Source organism: Brevundimonas sp. GW821-FHT02A10, from assembly GCF_059422025.1.
Window position 1 is genome coordinate 536,301 of record NZ_JBWKWC010000001.1, and the last position, 21,312, is coordinate 557,612.

The following is a 21,312-nucleotide window of genomic DNA, read 5'->3' on the forward strand; positions in this document are numbered from 1 at the left end:
CCGCAATGACCGACGCCGTGCCGGACGAGAAGGGCCCCTTCCACCATGGCACGCGCGCCGATCTGGGCGTCGGCGACGAGCTGGCGGTCGGCTGGAACTCGAACTACGGCTCGGGTCAGGCCGGGTCGTGGATCTATTTCTCGGGCACGCTGGAGGCGGCGATCTGGGGCGCGGAACTGGCGGCCGGCGACGGCCGTCAGCGCATCTACCTCGTCGAGCCGACGGGCGACTGGATCGACGACCCGAACCTGACGGACAAGAAATTCCCGGGCAATCCGACCCGCTCCTACCGCTCGCGCGCGCCCTTGCGGATCGTCGGCGAGATCACGGAGTGGACGCCGCATCCGCCGGAACAGCTCGAGGCCATGAAGGCCCATATCGCCCGTCTGAAGGCCGAGGGCGTTGAGGCGATCGACTGACGGCCTAGATCCCCTCGCCCGCTTCCAGATCCACGGCCTCGTCCCGTCCTGCCACGATACGCGTCGCGGCCAGGTCGGCGGTGACGTTGCCGATGGTGCGGAAGATGTCGGGCACGACCTCGACCGCCAACAGCAGGGGCAGGACGCCGATGGGCAGGCCCATGGCCAGGCAGATCGGGCCGATCGAGGCGAAGAAGCTGACCTGACCCGGCAGGCCGACCGAAGCGACCGAGACGGCGATGGCCGTCAGCCCGCCGGCGATCAGGATTCCCGGGCTGAGGTGCACGCCGTACAACTGGGCCACGTAGAGGCAGACAGCCAGGTTGGCGACGGGGCTGGTCAGACGGAAGACGGCGACGGCCAGCGGCAGGATCAACCCCGCCGAAGCCGAGGAGACGCCGAGCGTATCGCGCGCGCGCTCGACCATGACCGGCAGGCTGGCCAGGGACGACTGGGTCGAGAAGGCCACGACCTGGGCCGGGGCGACCGCGCCCGCGAACCGCCGCAGACCGATCCGACCAAAGGCGAGCACGCCGACGTAGACGAGCAGGATCACCCCGATCTGGCTCAGGCAGACGATGGCGATGTAGTGACCCAGCACGCCCGCCGCGCCGACACCGGCGCGCAGGCCCACGCCGAGCGCGAGGGCGAAAACGCCGAACGGCGCGGCCAGCAGCACCCAGTGGACGATGACCACCATGGCCTCGGCCGTGGCCTCGAAGAAGGCCGACAGCGGCTGACGCAGGCGGGTCTCCAGCCGGGTCGCGGCGAAGCCGAAGGCGATGGCGAAGACGACCACGCCCAGCACCCCGTCCTCGGCGGCGGCCTTGATCAGGTTGGAGGGCGCCAGGCTGTTGAGGAAGGCCTGCAGCCCGTCGGTGCGCGCCGCCTCGCCGACGGTAGCGGCCGTGTCGGCGGGAATGCCCGCCAGAAGGGCGCGCCCGGCCTCCGGATCGATGGGCCAGATCTGCAGCAGGCCAAGTCCAGCAAGGATGGCGTAGACGGTGGCCCCGACCAGCATGACGGTGAAGACCAGAAGGGCCTTGGCCGCCAGCCGTCCGGTTGAGGCGGCGTCGGCGATGGAGACGATCCCCGTCACCAGCATGGCGAACACCAGGGGGATGACGGTGATCCTCAGCGCGTTCAGCCAGACCCCGCCCAGAGGCTCGATGGCGGTGACGATCGTCTCCACACCGGAGCCCTGCGACAGGGCGCCGACGGCCAGTCCGAGCACGAGGGCCACGACCACCCAGAGGCTGAGGGAGGTGAAAAGGCTGCGGAGGCGCGAAGAGCTCATGCGACAGGCTTAGCACTCCCGCAGCGCGAAGCCACCCGCCGACGGTTGTTCAGGTCTTTCGCGCGGCCAAGCTCATGGTAGGGTTCAGAAATGCGCCTTTCGACCGTCGTTCTCGCCGCCGTCGCCGCCCTCATTTCGGGAAGCGCGCTCGCATCCGGCGCCGCGGCCCAAACGCCGACGACGACCAGCGCGGCGCCGACCGGACGCACCTGGGCCAACCCGGTCGATCTCGACTACAAATACAGCTTCGAACAGACGCATCAGGGCATCAGCTATCGCACCGGCGGCGACCCGACGATCGTCCTGCACCGCGACCGCTATTATCTGTTCCAGACCGGGGGCGACGGCTACTGGACCTCGCGCAATCTGGTTGACTGGACCTATGTCACCCCCGATCGCTGGCCGTTCGGCGCGGGCGTCGCCCCGGCGGCCGCCTCGGACGACGACGGCCTTTATCTGATGCAGTCCTCGACCGAGCCGAAGCCGATGCTGGTCAGCATCGATCCGACCCGCGCGGTCTGGGACTACCTGACCCGGGTGATGCCGCCGGTCCCGGGCATGGCCGCGAAGGGCGAGACCTCGTCGGCGGGCAAAATTCCCGCCGGTCCCTGGGCCCCCGATCTGTTCATCGACGATGACGGCAAATGGTACGTCTACTGGGGCTCGTCCGACAGCGCGCCCCTGTTCGGCTCGGAGATCAATCCGGTGCCGCCGATGGAGTGGGTGGACGCGCCACGCCCCTTCTTCACCCTGGACCCCGACCGGCACGGCTGGGAGCGATTCGGACAGGATCACTCGGGCGGCCTGCCCGACGGGACCCCGGTCCGCCCCTTCCTCGAAGGGGCCTGGATGAACAAGGTCGGCGGGCGGTACTACCTCCAGTACGCCGCGCCCGGCACCGGCTACAACGCCTCCGCCACCGGGCTCTACACGGGCGCCTCGCCGCTCGGGCCGTTCGAATACGCGCCCTACAGCCCGATCAGCTACAAGCCCGGCGGCTTCGTCAGCGGTGCGGGACAGGGCTCCACGTTCGCGGACCGCTACGGCAATCTGTGGAACGCGGGCACGTCGTGGGTCGGGCTGAACTGGAGCTTCGAGCGGCGCATCGCCCTCTATCCGGGCGGCGTGCATCCGGACGGCCAGATGTGGTTCTCCAGCCGCTTCGGCGACTTCCCCCAGCGGGCGCCGGACGGTCCGGTCACGGATCCCGACAGCCTGTTCACAGGCTGGATGCCCCTCTCCTATCGCGCCAAGGCGACCGCCTCCTCGACGCTGGACGACTTCGCCGCCGATCGGACCACGGACGAGGACCCGCGCACCTTCTGGGTCGCAGCGAACAACAATGCGGGCCAGACGCTGACGCTGGATCTCGGGGCGGTGAAGACGGTGCAGGCGGTGCAGGTCAACTACGCCGACTACCAGGCCGGCATCTTCGCCGAACTGCCGGGCCTCCGGACCCGCTTCCGCATCCTGTGGTCGACCGATGGCGAGGACTGGTCGACCTTCGCCAGCCGGATGAACTCGGAACGCGACAGCCCCAACGCCTATGTCCAGGGCGAGCGGCCCGTGCGCGCCCGCTATATCCGCTATGAGCATGGCGAGGCGCCGGGCGCCCATCTGGCCATCGCCGACCTGCGCGTCTTCGGCACGGCGACGGGCCCGGCCCCGGCCGCTCCCGCCAACGTCACGGTCAAACGCGGCGAGGATCAGAGGAACGCCATCGTCGCCTTCGACGCCGTGCCCAATCCGACCGGCGGCCGCATCCTCGGCTACAACATCCGCTGGGGCGTCAAGCGCGACCGGCTGCATCTGACCTATCAGGTCTGGGCTGACGATCTGGCGGCCCGCGGCGGCGCGGTCGAGATCCGGGCCCTGAACGCCGGGGTGGACTACGCCTTCGCCGTCGAGGCCTTTGGAGACACCGGCGTCTCACCGCTCAGCGTCGTGCTTGACGTGCCCGGTGCGGCGGGGACGGTGCGTGAGCCCGATCCGCCGGTGACCGGCCTGCCGCAGCCCGCCGATCCGGGTCCTCCGCCCGCGACCGGCACCGTCGTGACCCGTATTCCGCCCGTCTATATCAGCGGCGCACCGCCGGTGATCGGCGCTCCCCTGCCCGCGACCGGTACGGCCGCGGCTCCGGCGACAGGCGCGCCAACTCCGCCGACCGGGAGTGCGCCCGCTCCAGGCACGACGCCCCTGACCACGCCGCCCTCCTCCGAAACTCCGAAGCCCAGGGACGACTGATCCCCGCGCTGGTCCCGCCGACCGCCGCGGCTCCGGTCTTGCCGGCGCAGACGTGACCATCCGCCCCAGCGCCTGAACCGATATCGGTGAGGGCCGTTTCATCCGGGCAACCGGAGTAAATGTCATGGCCCTGTCCCGTATCGCCACCGCCGTCGGCGGCCTGCTTCTGTCGAAGGGCGGACGCCGGTTCGCCGGGCGTCATGCCGGCAAGCTGGCGCTCGCCACCCTGGCGTTCGAGCTGTTCCAGCAGCATCGGAACAAGACGGTGTCGCAGGGCCCCGGCGCTCGCCCCGCCAGCGCCCGACCGCAAAGCCGCACGCGCTGGAGCGGGCGACGCGCCTGATCGCGCAAGCCTCTTGCCCTCCCCCGCGTCAACCGGCCTAGTGTGCTGAAAACAGCGGTCACTCCGCCGGGAAACGCGCCATGATAACCGTCCATCACCTGAACAACTCCCGCTCGCAGCGCGTGCTGTGGCTGCTGGAGGAGCTGGGCGTGCCCTATGAGGTCAAGCGCTATGAGCGCAACGCCGCGACCATGCTGGCCCCGCCCGAGCTCCGCGCCATCCACCCGCTCGGCAAGTCGCCGGTGATCGAGGAGAACGGCGTCGTCACCGCCGAGACCGGCGCCATCATCGAACAGATCCTGGCCTCCCACCCGGGCAACGCCCTGACCCCGCCCGCCGGCAGCGAGGCGGCCCGCCGCGTCACCTACTGGCTGCACTACGCCGAGGGCTCGGCCATGACGCCCCTGCTGCTCAAGCTCGTCTTCGGCGCCCTGCCCAAGCGCTCGCCGGGCCTGATCAAGCCGCTGGTCAACGCCATCTCGAACAAGGCCCAGTCCAGCTTCATCGATCCCCAGATCGAGGCCCACTCGGCCTATTGGGAAGGCGAACTGTCCAAGGCCCAATGGTTCGCGGGCGATCAGTTCACCGCCGCCGACATCATGATGAGCTTCCCGCTGGAAGCCTGTTCGGCCCGGGCGCCGTTCGGTCCGGACAAGCCGCGCTGCCGCGCCTTCCTGCAGACCATCCACGCCCGTCCGGCCTATCAGCGGGCGCTGGAGCGCGGCGGGCCCTACGCCTACGCGTAGGACCGTCCGGACGAGGGCTCACAAGGCCGTGCGCCAGAAGTGATCGGAGACGTACCGCAACCGGCCCCTCCCGGGTGCGTTAACCCGTCCATGCAGATCCAGACCGTTCAGATCGTCACCGGCCTTCTCGCCGCCATCGCTTTCGTCATCGCCTTCATCTCGGCGGGCGCGGCGGTGATCTCCTCGGTATTCGCCCTGATCGGCGCCTCGGCCCTAGCCTGGCTGGTCTACACGATCGCCAAGCGGATGCTCCTGCATCGCAGCGAGCGCAACGCGAGCCGCGCCGCCTGACCCTCGCGGCATAACGACGGTCGCCATGGCGACTTGAGTTTCGACGTCAGGCGCCCTAATCTCTTTGGCCGGTCGCGCGCGCCCAGCGACTGCAGCCAACACCGCATTATCTCTCACTGTCCTCCCTCCGGATTTCCGGGCGAAAAAGAAACTCCTGATTCATATGGAAAAAGTGCCGATGACGGCCGAGGGCTACCGCACCCTCGACGAGCAGCTCAAGCAATTGAAGTCGGTGGAACGGCCCAGCGTCATCGCGGCCATTTCCGAGGCCCGTGAACACGGCGACCTGTCGGAAAACGCCGAGTATCACGCCGCCAAGGAACGCCAGGGCTGGATCGAAGGCTCGATCGCCGAGATCGAGGACAAGATCAGCCGCGCCCAGGTCATCGACGTGACCAAGCTTTCGGGTTCTCAGGTGAAATTCGGAGCCACGGTTACCGTGGTCGACGAGGACACCGAGGAAGAGGGCCGCTACCAGATCGTCGGCGAACACGAGGCCGACGTGAAGAAGGGCAAGATCAGCATTTCCTCGCCGATCGCCCGCGCCATGATCTCCAAGGAGATCGGCGACGTGGTCGAGGTCAACACGCCAGGTGGCGTGAAGGCCTATGAAATCCTCAAGGTCGAGTGGAAGTAACCCACCCCTTGCGGATCCGGGTCGTCTCCGACGGCCGTGCAGGAATCGAGAATCAGGCGCTGGGCCTCGCCGAGGCGATCCAGCGCCTGACGCCTGCCGAAATCACCACCAAACGCATCCGCTGGCGACCGGCTTTCGACAAGCTGCCGTCGGCGTTGAAGCTTCCAGCCATGCTGGATCCGGCGTCCGACGCCCCTTTCCCTGCTGACAACGAGGCCTGGCCCGATCTGTGGATCGCCACCGGCCGGGCCACCCTGCCGCTGTCGCTGGCGGTGCGTCGGCGTTCGGGCGGCAGGACCTTCGTGATTCAGACCCAGGATCCGCGCCTGTCGCCCTCGCGCTTCGACATGGTGGTGGCGCCGGCCCATGACGGCCTGTCCGGCGACACAGTGTTCGAGATCGTCGGCTCGCCGCACCGGATCACCCCTCAGCGGATCGTCGAGGCCGCGCCCGCCTTCGCCACAGCGATCAATCCCCTGCCCCATCCTCGCGTCGCGCTTCTCATCGGCGGCAAGTCGAAGGCTTTCGACCTGACCGAGGCCCATGCGGCCGATCTGGCGGAACAGATCGCAACGGCGATCGAGACGGCGGGCGGTTCGCTGATGCTGACCTTCTCGCGCCGGACGCCCGAGGCGGCGAAGACGGCGATGACGGCGCGCCTGTCCGTCCTGCCGGGCATCCTCTGGGATGGCGAGGGGGCCAACCCCTTCTTCGCCTTCCTGAACGCCGCCGACCACATCCTCGTCACCGAGGACAGCGCCAACATGGCCGCCGAGGCCGCCTCGACCGGCAAGCCGGTGCATGTCCTGCCGATGGTCGCGCTGAAGCCCGCCGGCAAGTTCGCGCGCCTGCACGCGGACCTCGAGGCCCACGGCGCGACGCGTCCATTCGACGGCACACTCGACAGCTGGACCTATCAGCCGCTGGCCGAGACCGACCGGGCGGCGAGGGCCGTGCTTGAGGCGATGCAAACCCGCTGACTGGCAGAGGCGTCAGTCGCCGCCGCCACCGCCGTCACCACCACCGTCCGAACCGCCATGACCGCCATCGTGACCGCCGTGACCATGATGGCCATGCCCATGGCCGTGATGCCCGCCATGACCCGACCGATCGTGGCCCGAACCGTCGATCCAGAAGCCGCTGCCGCCGTCGTCGCCGCCCTTGCTTCCACGCCCGGGCTTCAACTGCCCCAGCCAGTCGATCACAAGGGCCAGGGCGACGCCCGCGAGCACGCCGCCGATGATGCCGAAGGCCAGATGCCCGGTCCAGATTCCGGCCAGGGACCCGATGACCAGGCCGATCAGGACGCCGACGCCCAGAAAACTGCGGTTGGGCATGTCGCCGGCTCCTGTGGATTTGAACGTCGCACGGCATCGCGCGAAGCGGAATCAGCGACTACATAGGCCATCATGACCGAACCTCGCAAAGTCCGCCTCGCCATCATCGGATCCGGCCCTGCCGGCTGGACCGCCGCCATCTATGCGGCCCGCGCCCTGCTCAATCCGGTGATCATCGCCGGCATCCAGCCCGGCGGCCAGCTGACCATCACCACCGACGTCGAGAACTATCCCGGCTTCGCCGAGGTCATTCAGGGTCCCTGGCTGATGGAGCAGATGAAGGCCCAGGCCGAACACGTCGGCACCGAGATCATCGAGGACATCGTGGTCTCCGCCGATCTGTCGTCACGCCCCTTCCGGCTGAAGCTGGATTCGGGCGCCGAGATGCTGGCCGAGACAGTGATCATTTCGACCGGCGCCCAGGCCAAATGGCTGGGTCTGGAGAGCGAGCAGAAATACCAGGGCTTCGGCGTCTCGGCCTGCGCCACCTGCGACGGCTTCTTCTATCGTGGCAAACAGGTGATCGTGGTCGGCGGCGGCAATACTGCTGTCGAGGAGGCGCTGTTCCTCACGAACTTCGCCGCCAGGGTCACGGTCGTTCACCGCAAGAACGAGTTCCGCGCCGAGAAGATTCTGCAAGACCGCCTGCTGGCCAACCCCAAGATCGAGGTCATCTGGGACCATGCGGTCGAGGAGATCCTCGGCCAGACCGACGGCGTCGCGTCGAACGTCACGGGCGCGCGGCTTCTGAACGTCAAGACCGGCGAGACGCAGACCGTCGACGCCGACGGCGTCTTCATCGCCATCGGCCACGCCCCCTCGTCGGAGCTGTTCCAGGGTCAGCTGGAGACCAAGGCCGGCGGCTATCTCGTGGTGAAGCCCGGCTCGACGGCGACCAATATCGAGGGCGTCTACGCCGCCGGCGACGTCACCGACGACATCTACCGCCAGGCCGTGACCGCCGCCGGCATGGGTTGTATGGCCGCCCTCGACGCGGTCCGCTTCCTCGCGGAAGAGGACCACGCCAAGGCCCACAACCCGATCAGCCACCACGAGGCGGAGAAGATCGGGGTCTGGTAGGCGTCAACCCAGATCGTACTCGCTGGCGGCCGTCAGCTCGTCCAGCGCGTCCTGCGGGACCTCAAGGGTCGCCGCCTTCAGGGTGTCGTTCAACTGCTCCAGCGAGGTGGCGCTGACGATCGGAGCGGTGACGCCCGGACGGCTCAGCAGCCAGGCCAGCGACACCTGCGCCGGGGTCGCCTCCAGCCGCTGGGCGATGCCGTCCAGCACCGCCAGGATGCGCACGCCGCGCTCGTTGAAATGATCTTTCAGCGCCCCGCCCCGGCTAGCGCTCTTCAGGTCCTCGGCGGTCTTGTATTTGCCGCTCAGGAAGCCGCTCTCGAGGCTGAAATAGGTGATCACGCCTAGGTTCTCGGCCACCGCATAGTCCTGCAGCTCGCCCTCGAACGTATCGCGGCTGTAGAGATTGTAGTGAGGCTGCAGCGTCTCATAGCGGGGCAGGCCCTTTTCCGCCGCCAGGGCCGATGCCTCCTTCAGCTTCGGCACATCGTGATTGGAGGCGCCGATGGCGCGAACCTTGCCGGACTGGATCAGGTTTTCGTAGGCGCGCAGGGTCTCTTCGGTTGGCGTGAGCTTGTCCATCCAGTGCGACTGATAGAGGTCGATGTAGTCGGTCTTCAGCCGCTTAAGGCTGGCGTCCACTGCCTTCTCAATCCACTTCGCCGACAGATCGTTGCGCGCGTCATCGCCGTTCTGGCCCATGGACGAGCCGACCTTGGTCAGGATCAGCACGTCGTCGCGCTTGCCGCGCGCCTTCAGCCATTCGCCGATGATGGTCTCGCTCTCGCCGCCCGCGTTTCCGGGGACCCAGCGCGAATAGACGTCGGCGGTGTCGATGGCGTTGAAGCCGGCGTCGATGAAGGCGTCGAGCAGGACGAACGACCGGTCCTTGTCGATGGTCCAGCCGAAGACATTGCCGCCGAAGACCAGGGGCGCGGTTTCGAGGCCGCTCTTGCCGAGGGGACGTCTTTGCATGGGAAGGCTCCGTTTCGGGGGAGCTTCTGACTTATGCCCGATCAACTGACCTGCAACCGTCGCTGTGCCGATTTATCAGGCGAAAAGCTGCAGTTCCGGCGGTGCGTAGTCGACCGGCTCACCCTTGCGGCGACGCAGGGCGTAGTCGACGGCGGTCTGGACCGCGCGCTCGTCGGCGGGCTTGGACAGGACACCGATGGTCCCGGCGACGCCGTCGCGCACCATGCCGGGATTGGCAGTCATATAGAGAACGGTGACGCCGTCTTCCTGCGCCAGGCTCCGACCAAGCTCGACGCCGGTGGGGCCGTCGGACAGGTGAATATCAACGAGGGCCAGATCGACCTCCATCTCCTTGACCAGATTCCGGGCGGTGCGCGCATCGGCGGCGGTGCCGACAACCTCGTGACCGAGGTCTTCCAGGACGAAGCGCAGCTCCATGGCCACCAGGGCTTCGTCTTCAATAATCAGGATACGCGAAGTCATTCTTTCAGCTTGCTTGATCGACGCCCTGCGCCTGAACGCACAACGGCCTTGCAGGTTTCACGCCATGCCGCATCAGATCGCCTTTGCGGCGGCCTTACGTCTGGAAAGCGCAGTTGCGGGGAGGTCCGCTACGACGATCAAACCGTCCGGCGCCCAGATTCGTTCCAATTTTCCGGCCAGTTGTCCCTCTACCGAGATGGTAGCCAGCGATGAGCCGAAACCCGCACGGGTCGGGGGTGCGGTGATCGGAGGCCCGCCCTTTTCGGTCCAGGTCAGGCGGAAGCGGTCGCCCGCCAGTCGGGTGTCGAGCGTGACGACACCTCCGAGTTCGGACAGGGCGCCGTATTTGGCGGCGTTGGTCGCCAGTTCGTGGAACAGCAGGGCCACCGACGTCGCTGCCTGATCGTCGAACAGGGCGTCATCCCCTTCCAGCACCACCCGAGGCGCGCCATCGACAGCGGCATAGGGCTTGAACAGGGCCTCGAGGAAGGCATGCAGGGTCATGCCGCCGACGGTCGGGCGCGACACCTCCGTATGGGGCCGGACGAACTCATGCGCCCGGGCCAGAGCCCCAATGCGGTTGCGCACGGCGGCGGCGAAGGCCTTGGCCTCGGGATACTCCCGCGCCGACAGGGCGATCAGGGCCGAGACCACGGCGAAGATGTTCTTGATCCGGTGGCTGAGCTCCTGGCTCAACAGTTCGGTGTTCCGTTCGACCCGCTTCAGATCGTCGATGTCCGTGCAGGTCCCGAACCAGCGCACGATCTCGCCCGCCTCATTGCGGATCGGCGTGGCCCGCCCCAGCGTCCAGCGATAGACCCCGTCGTTCCGCCTCAGCCGGTACTCGATCTCATAGAGGTCGCCCGTCGCCAGCGAATGCCGCCAGACCTCCCAGGCCCGAGGCTGGTCGTCCGGATGGAAGATGGCGTTCCAGCCCTCGCCGTCGGTCGAGCCGACCTCGACGCCGGTGAACTCGTACCAGCGGGCGTTATAGTAGTCGTGGAATCCGTCCGGCAGGGTCGACCAGACCATCTGGGGCATGGAGTCGGCGATGGCCCGGAACTTCGCCTCGCTTTCGGCCAGGGCTTCGGAGGCCTCGGCCAGGTTGGCGTCCATCGCCTTGCGTTCGGTGATGTCGACGGCGAGGCCGGGGAAGCGTTCGGGTGCGCCATCGGAACCGTAATAGACCTGGCCCCGGGCCACGACCCAGCGTGTCGGCTGACCTTCGACCACGAGACGGTATTCGCTGATGAAGGGTTTGCCCTCCTGAATGGCGAGCCGCATGTCCTCCAGCCCCCGGGCGAAGTCGTCATTGTGGATCGCGGCGGTGAAGACCCGGATCGGGGCGCCAGCGGCGGCCACGGCCGGATCGACGCCATACATGCGGGCGAACTTCTCGTCCGCCACCACCCGGTCGTTGACGATGTCCCAATCGAAGGCGCCGACATAGTCCGAAGCGGTCATGGCCCGACGCGCCGTCTCTTCGCTCTCGCGGCGTTGGGCGAGGGCGCGGCGCAGCTCCAGCTGGGCCATGGCCTGACCGGCAAGCGTCCTCAGGGCCGAGGCCTGGAATTCGGTCAGCCCCTCCGGGCGGGGTTCGGTGTCGAGGACGCACAGGGTGCCCAACGGCAGGCCCTCGGCGGTCTTCAGCAACACCCCGGCGTAGAACCGCAGATGCGCCTCGCCGGTGACCAGGGGATTGCAGGTGAAGCGGGGGTCTTCGGTCGCGTCGGGAACCACCATCCCGTCCTGCATCAGCAGGGCGTGGGCGCAGAAGGAGGTCTCAAGCGGCGTCTCGCGCACGCCCAGACCGACCTCGGCCTTGAACCACTGCCGACCCTCGTCGATCAGATTGACCACCGCGATCGGGGCCTCGCAGATCCGGGCGACCAGCTTGACCAGATCGTCGAAGGAGGCCTCGCGGTCGGTGTCGAGGATCGCATAGCTGCGCAGGGCGGCGATCCGCTCAGGCTCACTCCACGGCTCGATCTGTTCGACGGGCTTCTCAGACACGGCAGGCCTTCTCAGGGCGCCGGGCGCCAACGAGCCTTTTAAATGCAGAGCCTGATGGAGCGTTGCAACCCGACTGTCGTCAGGCTGGCTGAATCTTCTGACGCCGCAATCAGTTGCCGGGGCGGCCGACTTCCTCGACGTCCATCGCGGTGGCGCCCGGGGCGACCACGACACGCGGCGCAGCCGCCGGCGTCGCCTGCGGGTGCTCGAAGGCGTTCATGCGAGCGTTGATGGCGGCGATCTCATCCGGCGTCGGAGCGCGCCGGCCGCCCAGACTGACCACGCCCACGACCCGGGTCTGGCCGTCGATCTGCACCGTCTTCATGCCCACCGCCAGCGGCTTGCCGTCCGGGCCGAGCGCGATCGCCGGCGCGTCCGGCGTGGCGGAGGCGACGATCAAACGCGGCCGGGCGAAGCGGGCCTCGTCAATGACCGGCTCGCGCGTGGCGTAGCGCTGGTGGAAGGCCGCGGTCTCGCCGTAGATCCCCTTCCAGCGATAGAAGATGTGGGCCCCGATCTGGGTGATCTTGGCCAGCGTCGGCGACCACCAGGGGTGGACGTAGTCGGCGTGATAGTGGGTCGCGGTCCCGACCTTGGTCGCCACATGGCCGGCCAGCATCCGCTGCGCCACGGTGCGCGCCCTGTCCCAGGCCCAGCCGACCGGCGCCTGGGACAGGGACCCGTCGCAGGTGAAGCTGAACTGGCAGCCCGTATTGCGCTCGGCGCCCTCGAACACCACGCCACAGATGCTGGACGGATAATTGGGGTCGCGGACACGGTTGAGGATGACCTGGGCCACGGCCTCCTGACCCTCGGTGCTTTCCAGCGCCGCCTCATAATAGATACCCTGGGTCAGGCAGCGCTCGGCGCGCTTGCGGTCGGCCTCTGACGCCGCGCGGAAGACGAACGGCAGGGCGGGCCGGAGCGCGCCGGAGGTCGTCGGCGTGGCGGCGTTCAGCCGCTGGGCCTCCAGCCCGTTGGCGCCCAGCTCCAGCGTCGGCTTGCCGGCGAGCGTCAGGCTCTCCCAGCCCGGGGTCAGGCCATAGAGGGCGACCTGCTTTTCATTGGGATCGTGGCGGATGGCGAGGGCCAGCTCGGAAGGCGTCAGCCGCGAGGTCATCGCCGCCAGACCTTCGCCGCCGAGATCGCCCCGGGTGGCGTGGGCCACGGCCTCGGCGGTGCGGTCCATGACCGGACGGGGCGTCGAGCTGGCGGCCATGGCCACGCCCAGGGCGGCGAGCATGGCGGGCGCCGCGGCCGCGACCCTCCGTCCCTGCGTCTTCACCCTGGTCCAGTCGATGGCGATCATCGTGCTTTCGGTCGGCGGCGTCTGAAGAGAAGACGCCCGGAAGGTCGGGGCGGATGCCAGACCTTCCGGGCGATTTTCAGGCCACGGATTGACGTTCGTTCAGACTCTTACTTCGCGCCGAGCGTCGAACGCAGCATCCAGGCGGATTTTTCATGGGCAGCCAGACGCTGGGTCATCAGATCGACCGAGACGTCGTCGCCGTCGTCTTCGGCGGTCTTGAGCGCCTGACGCATGGTGGCGATGACCGTGCCGTGGTCCTTGATCAGCTCGGCCAGCATGGCGTTGGAATCCTTCTCCGGATCGCCATCGACGATCGAGGTCAGGTTGCCGAAGGTGGCGTAGCCTTGCGGGGCGAATTCGCCCAAGGCCCGGATACGCTCGGCGATGGTGTCCAGGGCTTCCCAGATCTCGCGGTACTGCTGCTCCAGCAGGCTGTGGATCGAGAAGAACTCGGCCCCGCGCACATTCCAGTGATAGCCGTGGGTCTTCAGGTACAAGGAATAGCTGTCGGCCAGCACCTTGGTCAGTTCGCCGACGACGTCGGTGCGTTCAGCCTTGCTCAGGCCGGTGTTGATCGCTGCGGTCATGGGGGAGCTCCGGTTCAGCCGTTCAGATATCAGAAGTTGCAGTTAGGCATTTCGAGGCCCGAATCCAACCCCGGCAAAGCTTGACGGGACAGCCGGAAACAGGGGCAAGTGGGCGTGTCGGACGTCCGGGAACGCGAAACGGCCGACAGCGTTGCAGCAACGTCGTGCGAAACGGGCCAGGGTCCAGGCGCGCCGCACGATCGGGGGATGAATGGACGCAGCGGCGTTCCTCAGACGAATTCTGGCGACCGACACCCTTCTGGCGCGGCTGGCCCGGTCGCGCCCGCAGCCCATGGGCGTCAACATCCTGATAGGCTTGGCCTTCTCGGCCGTCTTCCTGGCCCTGCGCTGGGCGTTGCAATCCTTCTATCCGGCCAATACCGGCTTTATGATCCTGCTGCCCGGCGTCATCCTGGCGGCGCTGGCGGGCGGGCGCATCGCGGGCCTGTCGGCGACGCTTGCCAGCCTCGCCGGCGGCTGGGTGCTGGTGGGCGCCTCGGGGGCGACGCGGCTCATGGATCCGCAAGGCCAGGCCTCGACCATCAACTTCCTGATCGTCAGCCTGTTCGCCACCTTGGTGGCGGCGTCGCTGCGCAAGACGGTCCATTCGCTGGACGACACCGTCGCGGCCCTGAAGCGGTCGGACGTCCGCATGGGCCAGACCGAGCTGGAGCTGGCCGCAATCATCGAACAGGCCTCGGCCGGCATCGCCCGCGTGAGCCTGGACGGGGTGGTCGAGACGGCCAACCGCCGCTTCGCCGAGATTCTGGGCACAACCGAGGCGAAGCTGATCGGGGCGCGGACCGGCGACGTCACCCACCCCGACGACATCGCCCCGACCAAGGCCCTGCTCGCCTCGACCCTGGTCGGTGGCGCGGGACAGATCGAGAAACGGTATTTCCGCGACGACGGCTCTGTCGTCTGGGCCCTGACCAGCCTGCAGCGGCTGCTGGGCCCCGACGGCAAGCCCAAGGGGTTCATCGCCGTCATCGTCGACATCTCCGAGGCCAAACAGACCGAGGCCGCCCTGCGGGAAAGCGAGGAGCGGTTCCGCCTGATGGCCGACACCGCCCCCTCCCCGGTCTGGCTGACCAATGCCGAGGGCGAGGTGGAGTTCGTCAATGCCGCGCTAGCCGCCTTCTACGGCGGCCCGGCGGACGAGGTCCTGGGCCACGTCTGGCGTCAGTCCCTGCATTCCGACGACGCGGCGGCGGTCAGCCGGGTCCAGGCGGAAGCCCGACCGGCGCACGCGCCCTACGGCTTCGAGGCCCGCTTCCGCCGGCACGACGGCGAGTGGCGCTGGATGCGCGTCTCGGTCAATCCGCGCTTCGACGGAGAGGGCCGCTTCCAGGGCTATGTCGGGATGTCGTTCGACCTCACCGAGACCCGCGAGGCGATCGAGGCGATGGCCCGTCAGGCCCAGCGCCAGCGCTTCGTCCTGACACTCAGCGACACCCTTCGCGAGCTGACCGACACGGATGACGTCATGTCCGTGGTCAACCGGGCGCTGGGCGAACGTCTGGGCGTCAATCGCGTCGGCTTTGGCGAGCTGGCCGCCGAGGCGGGGGTCTGGCGGCTGTCGAAGGACTGGACCGCGGGCGTGGCCTCCAACCAGGGCGAGCTTCCGGTCTCGGACTTCGGCGACGCGGTCCGGGACGAACTGTCGGACGGCGGATTGGTCGCGGTCGATGACGTCGCGGCCGATCCACGCACTTCCCCCGACCTGCCTGCTCACGAGGCCATCCAGGCCCTGGCTTTCGTCGCCATTCCCCTCATGCGCGGCGGCCGCCTGCGCGCCTTCCTCAATGTGGCCTCTGCCCGCCCCCGGATCTGGACCGCCGACGAACTGGGCCTGATCGAGGAGGTCGCCGAACGCGCCTGGGTCGAGGTCGAGCGGACCCGCGCCCAGGCCGAGGTGGTCGAGAGCGAAGCCCGCTTCCGCGCCATCGCCGACACCGCCCCGGTGCTGATCTGGGTCACCCAGCAGGACCGCCAGCGCGCCTTCGTCAACCAGGCCTACGTCGCCTATATGGGCGGCGACTACGAAAGCGTCCGCACCGCCGACTGGCGCAGTTTCATCCACCCCGACGACCAGGACTATCTGGTGCGGGAATCCCTGACCGGCGAGGCCACCGGCCAGCCCTTCTCGCTGGAGGCGCGCTATCGGCATCATTCGGGCGAATACCGCTGGCTGAAGTCCTTCTCGCGCCCGCGCCTCGGCCCCGGCGGTCAGGTCCTGGGCTTCGTCGGCGTGGCCTTCGACGTCACCGACGCGCGCGAGGCCCAGGCGGCGCTGGCCGAATCCGAGGCCCGCTTCCGCACCGTCGCCGACAGCGCCCCGGCCCTGATCTGGATGACCGACGAACGCCCGGGCATTGTCTTCACCAACAAACGCTACAAGACCTTCTTCAACGTCGACGCCGACCAGATCCGCGACGACCGCTGGATGGGCTTCATCCATCCCGACGACCTGAAGATCTTCTCCCTGACCTTCCTCAGGGCCTTCAAGGCGAGGGACAAGTTTGAGGCCGTCATGCGGGTCCAGCATCCGACCTTCGGCCAGCGTTGGCTGCGCTCCGAAGGGGTGCCGCGCTTCGACGCGACGGGCGCCTTCCAGGGCTATGTCGGCGCCAGCCTCGATATCACCGACGCCAAACGCGCCGAGGACGACCTGAAGCGCATCAACGAACTGCTGGAGGAGCGGGTCGGTGAGGCCCTCGCCGAGAAGGCCAAGGCCGAGGCCGACCTGATGCACGCCCAACGGATGGAGGCGGTCGGCCGTCTGACCGGCGGGGTGGCCCACGACTTCAACAACCTGCTGACCGTGGTCATCGGCGCCCTGGACATGATCCTGAAGTCGCCGGACAACGCCGCGCGCAGGAAGAAGCTCGGCGAGGCCGCCCTGGCCGCCGCCCGTCGCGGCGAGGGTCTGACCCATCAGCTGCTGGCCTTCTCGCGCCGTCAGGCCCTGCGCCCCGAGCCCGTCGACCTCAACGCCCTGATCCAGGAGAGCGAACCCCTGCTACGGCGGGCCGTGGGCGAGGCGGTGGAATACCGGATGAAGCTCAGGCGTGGCGGAGCGAAGGTCAGCGTCGACCCGGCCCAGTTCGAGGCCGCCCTGCTCAATCTGATGGTCAACGCCCGCGACGCCGTCGGCGCGAAGAGCAAGGGCCGGATCACCGTCCAGACGATGAGCTGTTCGGTCGCCGCCGGAGACGTCTCTGAACTGGCTCCCGGCCAGTATGTCTGCGTCACGGTGTCGGACAACGGGGCGGGCATGGACACCGCGACCATGACCCGGGTGTTCGAGCCCTTCTTCACCACCAAGGCCGTCGGCAAGGGCACCGGTCTGGGTCTCAGCCAGGTCTATGGCTTCGCGCGCCAGAGCGGCGGTGGCGTGCACATCGCCTCAACCTTAGGCCGGGGCACAGAGATCAGACTCTATCTGCCGCCGCTGGACACGACCGAGGCCGTGGCCGCGCCCGAGGTCCGCACCGAGATCGACGCCATCCCCTCTGGCCGCCGCCTGCTGCTGGTCGAGGACGACGCGGGCGTCGCGGCCATCGCCATGGAGCTGCTGACCGGCCTCGGCCTCGACGTCGAGGCCGCGGAGACGGGCCCAGAGGCCCTGGAGCGACTGGCCGCCCGGTCGTTCGACATCATGCTGACCGATGTGGTCATGCCGGGCGGGATGACCGGGATCGAGCTGGCCCGCGTCTGCGCCGACCGCTATCCGGCGATGCCCATCCTGCTCACGTCAGGCTATGCGGGCGACGACGTCGACGAGGCGCTCAGCGACGCGCCCTGGCCCTTCCTGCGCAAACCCTATTCCGGCGACCAGCTGCGCCAGGCCCTCGGCGACCTGCTGCCGCTGGCGTGAGGCGCAAACGAAAACGCCGGCGAGGAAGCCCTCGCCGGCGTCACTAGTCTTCGATGAAGAGCCCTTAGCGCTGACGCGCCTTGCGGGCGGCGTAGCGGGCGTCCCGCGCGGCCTTCTGCTCTTCCTTGGAAAGCTGCTTGCGCTCCTTGCGGGCGGCGCGCTTCTCGGCGTCGATCGCTTCCTGGCTGGCCATTTCCTCAGCCAGGCGGGCGGCGTCCTTCTCGGCCTTCTCGCGGCGCAACTCGGCCTTGGCGAGCTCGTGCTGCTGGCGAAGGGCCTCCTTCTCGGCGGCGCGCTTCTCAGCCAGCTTTTCGAACTCGGGGTCGGGGGCGGCGGCCTTGGGCTTGAACTTGGCGAGCAGGGCCTTCTTGGCGTCCTGCTGGGCGGAGATACGGTCGTTGAAGCCGGTTTGTTTCAGATCTCGCATGCGTAGGGTCGGTTGTCCTTCAGACGGGTTCAGGTCACGCGGCGTCGCCGGGTGACAGCGTCGCGTCTCTTAGGGAGGGGCTCCGCCGAAACTAAGGCGAGCCGGGGCGGGTGGGACAAAGCGGAAACCGCGCCGAAAAGCAAGGTTCGCCATGGCCGATAACAGAGGACGGCGCCGATCCGTCGCGGATGGCGCCCCTCTGATCACAGGTCGATATAGGGAGGCGGGGCCGGAAATCCAACCCCGCGCCCGCCTGGGACCGGCTTATCGGTGCGGCTTTTGCGCCTGGCCGACGACCGTACCCGCCGCCCCGCCGACGGCGGCGCCGACGGGACCGGCCACGACAGCGCCCGCGACGGCGCCGGTCGCGGCTTTTTGTTCGATCGTGTGTCCACAGGCGCCGAGCGCGAGGACGGAGGCGGTCAGGGCGGCGGCGACGAGGACGCGATGAGTGGTGCGGATCATGCATAAACTCCGGAATGCTCACGCTTAACGTCCGTTTAACGGACACGGTTCCGCGATTCAGACCTTGAAGTTTAAATCCCCCGCCACCACCTCCTGAAGACAACAGATTTGCGCGCGTTCAGTTTGTGTCACAAACGGATCATCATCGTTGAGTTGATCAGTGCAAACCCAATACAGTAAATAACACACCGACTGAACCCGATGTATCGTAAAGACACATCTCCTTTCCACGAATGCCTTTTCATCCGTGCAAATTGCTGCGACGCAGCGTCAGCTTGCGAATCAAACACATTGACGCCATAAACGGATGGCTTAAGGCGCTGCTTCGACGACCGGCCGTTCGCTGACCGTCGATTAACCACAGCCGGATGCGACGCACTCCCAAGAGGGACCTCGCCTGTCTGTGAAGACGACCCCGGGGGCTGCGTTTCTCGCCCTGCTGAACAGGACTACGCCTTTGTTTCATTCCGCGCAGACGCGTGCGAACACGCCTGCCGATCACGTGGCCCGTATCCGGCCCGTCACGGCGGCTGCGATGTTCGGGGGCCTGGTCGGACTGGCCATCGGCTGCGCCTATATGGGCGGAACCGTAGCCAAGGCGACGACCCTGCGCGCGCAGGCGGAACGACTCGAAGGCGCCACCGCGGCGGGCTTCACCGAAGAGGCCCTCTCGGCCGCAGCCGGCGGGCTGGATGAAAGCGCCCTGACCATCGCCCGGCGTCACGACCCCTACACAGTCGCCGGCGGCGCCCAGCGCGACCGCCAGGCCGAGCTGATGACCGCCCGCCTCGAACAGCTGCGCGGCGAACCGGCCGACAAGGCCCTGCGCCGGGTGAGCCTGACCTCCGACGCCGCCCGCCCGTTCCGGATGGGCAATGCGCTCGACGCCTCACGCGATCTCGAATGCCTGACCCAGGCCGCCTATTACGAAGCCCGCGGCGAAGGCCGTGACGGCATGCAGGCTGTGGCCCAGGTGGTCCTGAACCGCGTCCGTCACCCCGCCTTCCCCAAGAGTATCTGCGGCGTCGTCTTCCAGGGCGCGGCCCTGCGTGCGGGCTGCCAGTTCAGCTTCACGTGCGACGGTTCGATGCGCGGCCGGGTCAATCCGATCGCCTGGAACCGGGCCCGCGATGTGGCGTCCAAGGCTTTGTCCGGCTCCGTTTACGCCCAGGTCGGCAATGCGACCCACTTCCACACCACCGGCGTCTCGCCGGGCTGGCGTAACGCCCTCATTCAGGTCAGCCAGGTCGGCCACCACCTGTTCTATCGCTTCGGCGGCCGTTCGGGATCCAGCAACGCCTTTACCTATGCCGCCCGTCCGTCCGAGGATCGTCCGCAGCTGATGCAGGCCAGCCTCGACCCCAGCGTCCCGGTTCGCCAGGCCGGTCAGGCCGTGGCCTATACGATGGTTCTGGCCCAGGAAGCCCTGTCGGGCGAGAGCCCTCGCCCTTCGGAAAGCCGCCCCACAGCCCCGGCGACCGCGACCGCGGCTCCCGCGCCGGCCCCGGCCGCCACGCCCGCACCGCGCGTAACGGCGGCCGAACGTCCCGCGACGCCGGCGACCGCGAGTGCTTCCGCCTCGGTCTCCACGCCGCAAGCCTGAGGACGGCTTTTAGCGTTCCTGCACCTTCCAGTGGGTGGTCAGGTTCTGCTTGAGATTGCCGTAGCGGCCCTGCTCGCCGAGGTTGACGTCCGCGTCGCCCGGCTGGCTCGACTGCACGCCGGTCAGCACATCGCGCCGGTCGTGAGACAGGGCCAGATCTTCGACGGACAGATTGCCGGCGGCGGCGAAACTGCGTTGTTCCTTCGGGATTTTCAGCGGCTTGCTCATGAAGACCTCCTTGATCTCTCGAGGAGTTAAACCCCCGGGACTCAAGGCTGTTCCGGAACGCCGCTCTTTGGCGATCGGAGGAAACCCTCAGATCGCGTCGAGCCCTACGTCCAGCGCCGCCGCCGAATGGGTCAGGGCGCCGACCGAAATCACGTCGACCCCGGTCTCCGCGATGGCCCTGACCGTGGTCAGATTGACCCCGCCGGACGCCTCCAGCGTCACCCGGCCTACAGTCCGCGCCACGGCCGTCCGGAGGTCATCCAGACTGAAATTGTCCAGCATGACCACGTCCGGGCCGGCTCCCTGCTCGACGAGGGCCAGCGCCTCATCCAGCTGCGCCAGACCATCGACCTCCAGCTCGATCTTCATCAGATGGCCGGCCATCTCGCGGGCGCGGCGCACCGCAGGCTCAACGCCGCCGCAGACGGCGACGTGGTTGTCCTTGATCAGGATGGCGTCATCCAGACCAAAGCGGTGATTGATCCCGCCGCCGCAGACGACCGCGTGCTTCTCCAGCGCTCTCAGACCCGGCGTCGTCTTGCGGGTATCGGCGATGCGCGCGCCCGTCCCCTCGACGGCACGGACATAGTCGCGGGTCAGGGTGGCGACCCCGCACAGCCGGCCCAGCAGGTTCAGCGCGGTCCGCTCGGCCGACAGAAGGGCCCGGGCGTCGCCCTCGATCTCGGCCAGCACCGCGCCGGCCTCGAAGGCCTCGCCATCACGCACCCGGATCTCGACCGAGGCCTTCGGATCCATGGCCAGCACGGCCAGCCGCACGCAGTCGATGCCCGCCAGCACGCCCGCCTTGCGCGCCCCGACCACGGCCCGCATCCGGGCGTCGTCGGGGATACAGGCCTGGGCCGTGACGTCGCCCGCCCGGCCCAGATCCTCGGTCAGGGTGGCGCGCACGATCGCATCGATCATGATGTCCGGCAGTTGTCGCATGAG

At 68.0% G+C, this 21,312-nt stretch carries 21 protein-coding genes; 10 read left to right on the plus strand and 11 right to left on the minus strand.

The window, feature by feature from the left end; genetic code table 11:
* The first annotated feature begins 5 nt into the window (after positions 1–5).
* Positions 6–419 (plus strand): NAD(+)--rifampin ADP-ribosyltransferase, encoded by a 414-nt coding sequence (gene arr, locus AC07U0_RS02300; protein ID WP_494718409.1) that lies wholly within the window; start codon positions 6–8, stop codon positions 417–419.
* A gap of 4 nt (positions 420–423) precedes the next feature.
* On the opposite strand, the gene AC07U0_RS02305 is transcribed toward arr, so the two are convergent.
* Positions 424–1,716, minus strand: coding sequence for a dicarboxylate/amino acid:cation symporter (locus AC07U0_RS02305; protein ID WP_494718410.1), 1,293 nt, complete (start codon positions 1,714–1,716; stop codon positions 424–426).
* 90 nt (positions 1,717–1,806) lie between these two features.
* On the opposite strand from AC07U0_RS02305, the gene AC07U0_RS02310 reads away from it, so the two are divergent.
* From AC07U0_RS02310 to AC07U0_RS02335, 6 genes are all read left to right on the plus strand, one after another.
* Entirely contained in the window at positions 1,807–3,960 is a 2,154-nt protein-coding gene (locus tag AC07U0_RS02310) for a discoidin domain-containing protein (protein WP_494718411.1), read from the plus strand.
* A 124-nt stretch (positions 3,961–4,084) separates the two neighbouring features.
* Complete coding sequence (locus AC07U0_RS02315) at positions 4,085–4,303, plus strand: cysteine protease (RefSeq protein WP_494718412.1); 219 nt, start codon at positions 4,085–4,087, stop codon at positions 4,301–4,303.
* A gap of 80 nt (positions 4,304–4,383) precedes the next feature.
* On the plus strand, positions 4,384–5,049 hold the full coding sequence (locus AC07U0_RS02320) for a glutathione S-transferase (RefSeq protein WP_494718413.1): 666 nt from the start codon (positions 4,384–4,386) through the stop codon (positions 5,047–5,049).
* Between the two features lie 90 nt (positions 5,050–5,139).
* Positions 5,140–5,340 carry a hypothetical protein gene (locus AC07U0_RS02325; RefSeq protein ID WP_494718414.1) on the plus strand — a complete coding sequence of 67 codons (201 nt, stop codon included), beginning with the start codon at positions 5,140–5,142 and terminating at the stop codon, positions 5,338–5,340.
* Between the two features lie 163 nt (positions 5,341–5,503).
* On the plus strand, positions 5,504–5,977 hold the full coding sequence (greA, locus tag AC07U0_RS02330) for a transcription elongation factor GreA (RefSeq protein ID WP_207868605.1): 474 nt from the start codon (positions 5,504–5,506) through the stop codon (positions 5,975–5,977).
* A gap of 8 nt (positions 5,978–5,985) precedes the next feature.
* Positions 5,986–6,957 carry a mitochondrial fission ELM1 family protein gene (locus AC07U0_RS02335; protein ID WP_494718415.1) on the plus strand — a complete coding sequence of 324 codons (972 nt, stop codon included), beginning with the start codon at positions 5,986–5,988 and terminating at the stop codon, positions 6,955–6,957.
* A 12-nt stretch (positions 6,958–6,969) separates the two neighbouring features.
* On the opposite strand, the gene AC07U0_RS02340 is transcribed toward AC07U0_RS02335, so the two are convergent.
* Positions 6,970–7,314, minus strand: coding sequence for a hypothetical protein (locus AC07U0_RS02340; RefSeq protein ID WP_494718416.1), 345 nt, complete (start codon positions 7,312–7,314; stop codon positions 6,970–6,972).
* Between the two features lie 72 nt (positions 7,315–7,386).
* Between AC07U0_RS02340 and trxB the strand changes: the two genes are divergently transcribed.
* Entirely contained in the window at positions 7,387–8,394 is a 1,008-nt protein-coding gene (gene trxB, locus AC07U0_RS02345; protein ID WP_494718417.1) for a thioredoxin-disulfide reductase, read from the plus strand.
* Between the two features lie 3 nt (positions 8,395–8,397).
* On the opposite strand, the gene AC07U0_RS02350 is transcribed toward trxB, so the two are convergent.
* From AC07U0_RS02350 to AC07U0_RS02370, 5 genes are all read right to left on the minus strand, one after another.
* Positions 8,398–9,369, minus strand: coding sequence for an aldo/keto reductase (locus AC07U0_RS02350; protein ID WP_494718418.1), 972 nt, complete (start codon positions 9,367–9,369; stop codon positions 8,398–8,400).
* A gap of 75 nt (positions 9,370–9,444) precedes the next feature.
* On the minus strand, positions 9,445–9,852 hold the full coding sequence (locus AC07U0_RS02355) for a response regulator (protein ID WP_494718419.1): 408 nt from the start codon (positions 9,850–9,852) through the stop codon (positions 9,445–9,447).
* 72 nt (positions 9,853–9,924) lie between these two features.
* On the minus strand, positions 9,925–11,865 hold the full coding sequence (locus AC07U0_RS02360; RefSeq protein WP_494718420.1) for a PAS domain-containing protein: 1,941 nt from the start codon (positions 11,863–11,865) through the stop codon (positions 9,925–9,927).
* Positions 11,866–11,974: 109 nt separating this feature from the next.
* The gene (locus AC07U0_RS02365) at positions 11,975–13,108 is read right to left on the minus strand and encodes a cell wall hydrolase (RefSeq protein WP_494718421.1); all 1,134 of its coding nucleotides are present in this window, start codon (positions 13,106–13,108) and stop codon (positions 11,975–11,977) included.
* Positions 13,109–13,281: 173 nt separating this feature from the next.
* Positions 13,282–13,761: a Dps family protein gene (locus tag AC07U0_RS02370; protein ID WP_494718422.1), complete on the minus strand. Its 480-nt coding sequence runs from the start codon at positions 13,759–13,761 to the stop codon at positions 13,282–13,284.
* 211 nt (positions 13,762–13,972) lie between these two features.
* Between AC07U0_RS02370 and AC07U0_RS02375 the strand changes: the two genes are divergently transcribed.
* Entirely contained in the window at positions 13,973–17,641 is a 3,669-nt protein-coding gene (locus tag AC07U0_RS02375; protein WP_494718423.1) for a PAS domain S-box protein, read from the plus strand.
* Between the two features lie 64 nt (positions 17,642–17,705).
* Here AC07U0_RS02375 and AC07U0_RS02380 read toward each other — a convergent pair whose 3' ends face one another.
* Both AC07U0_RS02380 and AC07U0_RS02385 read right to left on the minus strand, forming a co-directional pair.
* Complete coding sequence (locus AC07U0_RS02380; RefSeq protein WP_494718424.1) at positions 17,706–18,068, minus strand: DUF6481 family protein; 363 nt, start codon at positions 18,066–18,068, stop codon at positions 17,706–17,708.
* 264 nt (positions 18,069–18,332) lie between these two features.
* On the minus strand, positions 18,333–18,533 hold the full coding sequence (locus tag AC07U0_RS02385) for a hypothetical protein (RefSeq protein WP_494718425.1): 201 nt from the start codon (positions 18,531–18,533) through the stop codon (positions 18,333–18,335).
* 535 nt (positions 18,534–19,068) lie between these two features.
* Here AC07U0_RS02385 and AC07U0_RS02390 point away from each other — a divergent pair.
* Positions 19,069–20,136, plus strand: a complete 1,068-nt coding sequence (locus AC07U0_RS02390; RefSeq protein ID WP_494718426.1) for a cell wall hydrolase — start codon at positions 19,069–19,071, stop codon at positions 20,134–20,136.
* A 9-nt stretch (positions 20,137–20,145) separates the two neighbouring features.
* Here AC07U0_RS02390 and AC07U0_RS02395 read toward each other — a convergent pair whose 3' ends face one another.
* Both AC07U0_RS02395 and nadC read right to left on the minus strand, forming a co-directional pair.
* A complete protein-coding gene (locus AC07U0_RS02395; RefSeq protein WP_494718427.1) occupies positions 20,146–20,364 on the minus strand; it encodes a hypothetical protein in 219 nt (72 codons plus the stop codon).
* A gap of 87 nt (positions 20,365–20,451) precedes the next feature.
* Complete coding sequence (nadC, locus tag AC07U0_RS02400) at positions 20,452–21,309, minus strand: carboxylating nicotinate-nucleotide diphosphorylase (protein WP_494718428.1); 858 nt, start codon at positions 21,307–21,309, stop codon at positions 20,452–20,454.
* Between the last annotated feature and the right edge of the window lie 3 nt (positions 21,310–21,312).